This is a genomic window from Pseudomonas sp. SJZ103 (assembly GCF_007828335.1).
Lineage (GTDB): Bacteria > Pseudomonadota > Gammaproteobacteria > Pseudomonadales > Pseudomonadaceae > Aquipseudomonas.
The window spans coordinates 174,635-181,048 of sequence record NZ_VIUN01000014.1 but is presented as its reverse complement, the minus strand read 5'-3'; the positions used below and the strand labels follow the sequence as shown (position 1 = coordinate 181,048).

At 54.3% G+C, this 6,414-nt stretch carries 3 protein-coding genes; all 3 read right to left on the bottom strand.

Annotation, left to right across the window (positions count from 1 at the left end; genetic code table 11):
• Nucleotides 1-459: 459 nt before the first annotated feature.
• The 3 genes from FBY10_RS25345 to FBY10_RS25335 all read right to left on the bottom strand — a co-directional run bounded on the left by FBY10_RS25345 (nt 460) and on the right by FBY10_RS25335 (nt 6,301).
• A complete protein-coding gene (locus tag FBY10_RS25345) occupies nt 460-894 on the bottom strand; it encodes a universal stress protein (protein ID WP_131696405.1) in 435 nt (144 codons plus the stop codon).
• Nucleotides 895-960: 66 nt separating this feature from the next.
• Complete coding sequence (locus tag FBY10_RS25340) at nt 961-3,639, bottom strand: cation-transporting P-type ATPase (RefSeq protein WP_145338189.1); 2,679 nt, start codon at nt 3,637-3,639, stop codon at nt 961-963.
• Nucleotides 3,640-4,090: 451 nt separating this feature from the next.
• Entirely contained in the window at nt 4,091-6,301 is a 2,211-nt protein-coding gene (locus tag FBY10_RS25335; protein WP_145338184.1) for an LTA synthase family protein, read from the bottom strand.
• Nucleotides 6,302-6,414 lie beyond the last annotated feature (113 nt).

Here is a 6,414-nt window from a genome sequence, read left to right as displayed (position 1 = left end):
GCCGCCATGGTTTCAACAATCAGCTGTCACCGGTAGAGTTTGAAAAGCGTTACGCAATGAGCTTGCAAGGTGTCTACAGAATCCGGGGCGATTCAGTTCGCCTAGCTATCTTCAGTGCTACGAGACATTGACCACGGCTCGTCCAGGCTGGTCGTTGCTATCAATGATTTTGAAGAGGGCATTGTAGAAGGCGATTGCTTGATCGCGAAATTCACCATGAAGAAGCAAAGCGTCACTTCTTAGGTCAATGGGGGTGGGCAAAGCCGCGAAGGTTGGGGTACCGACCACTCGCGCCGGGCACCCTTTCGGGTGCCCGGCGCGACCCCGCCCATAACGCAGACAACGCGATAGCATGTGCTTCATGGTCGGCTACGGGCAAAGCTCAATCAAAATTTTTCCAGAGTACCCATCTTTGATAATCCAGTTGTGGGGCCGTGCTTTCAAGCAATTCACGATCTCTTATTTGACTAAGGTGATTGGTACATCCGAGAGCTGAATCACCTTGGCCGCGACAGAACCCAGAAAGATCCCCGCAAGAAAACCGTTACCATGTGAGCCTAAAATGATGCTGTCACATCCTAGGGATTGGGAGCACGCCACGATTTGGCTGGCTGAATCGCCTTGTAGCGTATGGAGTGTGAATGCAATACTTTCGTGCTTCAGAAGCTCGACAGCCTTTTGTGAGTCTTCAGCACTTTTATCACCATAGTAACGGTCAAGCTCATCCGAGCTCATGTCGTGTGCGATTCGAGTGGGTAAAAGTGGCTGCACATTCACCAGATAGACCTCAACACTCCCTCCCAGTAATCCGCCATCTTGGACTAGCCCAATAAGATAACGTACCGCCCGTTCCGAATGCTCGGAACCATCGACAGCTACAAGTATTTTATGCATTTTCCAAATCCTCTTTCAGTGGCATGAAGATGCTTGTCGGTAGGGTATGGCCAGCTTGCACCCGTTCTACTCGGACAAACGGATTCGAATCTGTTTTTCAATCTCGATTATGGCAAATAACGCAACGCCCACCCCGATGATCAGCAGACCATCAAGGACGGGGATCGCTTCAGTAGCAAACACCTTTTGCAGCGGTGGTGCGTAGGTAATGGCGAACTGAGCTAAGGTCACTACTGCGACGGTCATCCACACAACCTTGGTGCCACGAATGCCCTTCCAGGTAATTGATGTGCTGTAGAGATTGCGAATGAAGAACAGATGGAAAATTTCCATCACGACTAACGTGTTCACTGCGATGGTTCGGGCCAATTCCACTGAGTAACCACGGTCGAGCGCATACGAAAAAATACCGTAAACGCCGCAGAGAAACAGAATGGAAACTAGCACCATATGCCAGACCAAAGCACCACTTATGAGTGGCTGTTCGCGCGAGCGTGGCGGTCTGCTCATAGTGTTTTCTTCGGTGGGCTCGAACGCTAGCGCGATGCCGAGCGTCACTGCGGTTATCAGATTGATCCACAGAATTTGTATCGGCGTCACCGGCAGCGTAGTACCAAGCAGCAGCGCGACGATGATGGTCATGGTCTCGCCCGCGCTGGTAGGCAGCGTCCAGCTCAGCACTTTCTTGATGTTGTCGTAGACCGTCCGGCCTTCGCGCACCGCAGCAACGATGGACGCGAAGTTGTCATCGGCCAGCACCAGGTCTGCGGCTTCCTTGGCGGCTTCACTGCCTTTTCCACCCATGGCGATACCGGCATCGGCTCGCTTTAGTGCTGGTGCATCGTTGACGCCATCGCCGGTCATGGCCACTGTCATGCCATTCGATTGCAGCAGCATTACCAGTCTGAGCTTATGTTCTGGGCTGGTGCGCGCAAAAATATTGACGTGCTTTACCGCCTCTTTCAAAGCGGCATCGTTCATGGCGTCGAGGTTTACGCCGGTCAACACACTGTCGGGATTTTGCAGGCCAATTTGGCGACCGATGGCGGCGGCGGTACCGCCGTGATCGCCAGTAATCATTTTTACGACAATGCCTGCTGCTTGGCATTGTTGAACTGCTTTTATCGTCTCGGGTCTAGGCGGGTCAATCATTCCGACCATGCCCAGCAGAGTTAACCTTCCTTGTACGTCCCCAAACTCCAACACGGTGTGCTCGGGAGGGACTGATCTAACTGCAAACGCCAATACACGCTGCCCCTTGGCAGCAATGGCGTTTGCCTGTTCGTGCCAGTAGTCCGCATTGAGCGGTTCAGTCCCGCCAGCGTTTACGCGCTGCTGCGTGCTCATGGCCAGTATTTGTTCTGGCGCGCCTTTTACATAGATAAAGGCATGTCGATCATGGTTGTGATGCAGGGTCGCCATGAAGCGGTGTTTCGCGTCAAACGGAATGGCATCGGTGCGGGGCCAGGCCCGATGATCTTCATCACTATCGATACCGGTCTTTCCGGAAAATGCCAGCAGGGCACCCTCCATTGGGTCACCCTCTACCTTCCATAAGTCATCATGCAGGCGCAGTACAGCATCGTTGCACAGGCCGGCTGCTCTCCCCAGTTCTGCCAACGCAGGGTGAGTCGATATGTCGACTAGCTGATCTGCAAGGCTGATGCTTCCCGCTGGCTGATAACCAGCGCCATCGACCGTGAAGATGAGATCGTTCGTCACTACCGATTCCACCATCATTTCGTTGCGGGTAAGTGTGCCGGTCTTGTCAGTGCAGATGACGGATACCGAGCCGAGCGTTTCGATGGCTGGCAGGCGACGCACGATGGCGTTGCGGCGAGCCATTGCTCGCACTCCAACAGCCAGCGTAATGGTAAGGACGGCGGGCAGCCCTTCAGGTATCGCCGCTACCGACATACCAACCACTACCATGAAGATCTCGGTGAACTCGTAGTGCCCAACATAATGGCCAAACACGAGCAAAAGGCCGCCGACTAACAAGATCAAGATCGTCAGCCAACGCGCCAATACGTTCATTTGCTGCACCAGCGGAGTGGTCAGTGTTTCTACTCCGGCAAGCAGCGTACTGATGCGTCCGATTTCAGCAGATGCTGCGGTAGCAACGACAACCCCTGTTGCTTGCCCGCAAGTCACGAGCGTGCCGCTGAATGCCATACAAGTACGATCACCCACGGCTGCTCCAAGGGCTACTGGTTCCGTATGCTTTTCTACGGGTACGGATTCACCTGTAAGAATGGCTTCTTGAATCTGTAGTCTGTTCGCGTGCAGCAGGCGTAAATCGGCAGGGACTTTGTCTCCCGCCTCCAGCAAAACGATATCGCCCGGTACCAGTTCCTCGCCCACAATACTTAAGCGTTGGCCTGCGCGGATCACGGCGGCGTGCGGTGCCAGCATCTGCCGGATAGCGTCCATGGCTTTTTCCGCTTTGCCTTCCTGGACGTATCCAATGATTGCGTTTGCAATAACCACTGCAAGAATCACCGCCGTGTCCCACAGATGCTGCAGCATCGCGGTAATCGCAGCGGATCCTAGAAGCACGTAAATCAGAATGTTGTGAAATTGCAGCAGGAATCTGAGCCACGCGGGTCGACGTGCTGCTTCTGGTAGCCTGTTGAAACCAGTGCGGGCAAGCCTGGCTTGGACTTCGGTTGCCTCCAGCCCGACATGTTCATTCACCTCAAGCAGGTTCTTCACTTGCTCGGCAGGCAGGGAGTACCAGACCACGGAATGCGGGGGGATTGGTGTTTGCTCAGTTGCTGCGTCGACCACCGGCTTCTTCAATGATTATCTCCTGTGCACACATCTCGACTGAACGGGGCTGAGGTGGTCATGGGCGGGCGTGGGTATAGCAGAACGCTAAAAAATCGTTGGATGTTCTTACATTCTCTCTGTCATCTAGCTGATACGAACTAAAAGATCCATGCAACCAAGCGCTTGATGATTATTGACTTAAATCAAATTGTTGGCAGTCGGTAGTGTGACAAGATATTTACTGAGCAATCTATTCTTCGATCTACGCCACTTGTGATTTATGGTGTCAGCACCCGGATATTGTTTTTAGTAAGTTCGATCTATTAATAGTTTGGAGTGCAGTTACTGCAATACTTTGATAAATCATTACGTTACAGTCTACATATGGGTTGCACTCAAAGTAAGAGTGCAAGCACGGAGGTGTCTAGCTCGATTGAGCGCTGTTGTCGACCGGGTTTTCATCCAGCACCTCTAGTGCTTCTGGCAACTCGGTAATCACGCTGAAGTCGCTCACTTCAACGGCACCCAATCCATAGCCCAACAAGTGGAACGAAAACGCCTTACGCGACTGCGGATTGTCAAAGCTGAAGTACATCTCCAGTGGCTGGTCTGCAGTGACGACCATTTCGGCTGGCAGGCCCAACTGGACATCCTGCTCCAGCTCCTTGGCCTTGAGCAGTATGTAGGCGTTCTGTTGTGGATCTACCGAGCGCACGGTCAGGCGAACTCGAGTGTGCGAGCCCTTGGGCATTTCCAGGTACTGAGCACCGATAAGGTTGTCGGCCCAGTCATCCTTGATCTGCGCTTGAAGCGGGATGATGGCGGGGCTGCCGAACTGGTAGTGCTGGTTCAACGGTGTCCGGAGCAGCGAATGATCCAGCGCCGTCGCTCTTGCGGTGATTTGTCGGGCGCGTTTACCGCCGTACTGACCAGTTAAAGTCGCACGCTCGGCGATGAAGCCTTTGCTGGTGTAAAACCGACAGCGCTGTTGAAAGTCGCATTCGGTCAAGGTGCCCTGTCCATCGTGATAGCGAAGCTTGTCGTTGGTGAACGACATGATCTCGCGGCCCGTTTCATAGTCACGAAATAGGGAGCGACCGCTCAAGGCTGAGGGGACTGGTAAGGCAAAATAGTCGAGTATCGAAGCGCTCAGATCGACATGGCCATACACGCCGGACTTCACATGGGGTAACTGATCCTGCTCGGGTGCAAGCGTCAAGTTGAATCCCCAAGACGAGGCCAACCGCACGCCATCAATACCATGAGATTCGTCCGAGGTGATCACCACCAAGGTGTCGTTCAAGATGCCCTTACGTTCCAGGCCATTGAGGAAGTGCCCAAGTGCATCATCCAGATAAGCGACGGCGGCCTGCTTGGGGGTGTCGTAGCGCTGCAGGTAGTCTTCAGGGGCTGAATAGGGTTGGTGGGTGCCAACGGTCAGCAGAGTCAGCATCCACGGTTTTTTGTGCTTTTTCAGCTGGCCGACGTAGTGCAGCGCCCCTTCGAAGAACGCCTTGTCATCTTTGCCCCAAGGAAACTCCAGATAGTTGCTGTTGGTGAACCATTCCAAGCCATGGGTGGCATCGAAGCCGATGTGCGGCATGATTTTGTCTTTGGCCATGAAACGCAGGCCTGCGCCCTGAAGGTAATGCGTGGCAAACCCGTGCTTGTGCAACTGTGCCGGCAGGCATGCGCGGTTGCGTTCGTTCTGGGTTAGCATCTCGACGCCCTTGGGGGTGCCGTTGTCGAGCTTGTCGTAATCACCGCAGAGCATTGCGTACAGGCCACGAATGGTTTGATGGCTGTGCAGTACATAGTCCGGCGTATTCATGCCGCGCTCTGCCCAACGACTGAGGTTGGGCATGAGGTTTTCTTGATAGCTGCTGTGCAGGGCTTGGCGGTTGACGCCGAGGTAAGCGCCGGGAATACCTTCCAGCGCGATGATCAACACATTGCGCGCTCGCCCTGGTGCCGCGAGCAATTTCTGTCCGTCCAAATCGAGTTGAGTGAGCCCCGCCATTTGCGGTGGGGCATCGACAACATCACCTTCCAACCACTCTTCTGCGCTTGCCTGAACATCGCCAACGCTCGCGGCCATCAACTGATGCGGGAGGTTGAACAAGCGCCACTGGTCTTCCTCTGAGGGGTACAGGTGCTGAGCGCCCCAATGGGCGATCAATAGCAGTAGCGGTGCTCCCCACGCGCTTCGCGGCAAGCCCGGTGCGGCAGTGGAGCGCCCCGGATACTGCGTGATCAGCCAAATCACCAGTCCAAGAAACAGAGTGGCTGCTAGCCAAGGCTGGGCGAAACTACCACCGGTAGAGTTTTCCAAAAACTGAGGGTCGATCAGGTAGTGCAGGTCTGAGGAGTTTGGAAGCCTACCGACCGCGCTGACCAGCTCAGCAGTCGCCAGTGTCATAAGTCCCCATGCCAGCAGCACTGGAAGTGCTAACCACCAAGGACGGCGATGCAGGAGTACGATGAGCAGGCTCGCAATTCCCAGATCCGAAAGGTAGCCGAGTGGATTCGACCAGCCCAGTGCCGCACGCATGGACACAGGCACGATCAGAACCAATCCGATCAAAGTGATAAGGCGTGCATAGGGTTGTCGTAACCAGCGACGGATAATGTTCACAGAGTCCTTCCAGACATTAAATCTTCATACAAGTGTGCTGGATGGTATCAAGCGATGGGAAGGCTGAGCGGGTTATTCGAAAAGGGCAGGGCACGGGGTATGGAGCCGATGGG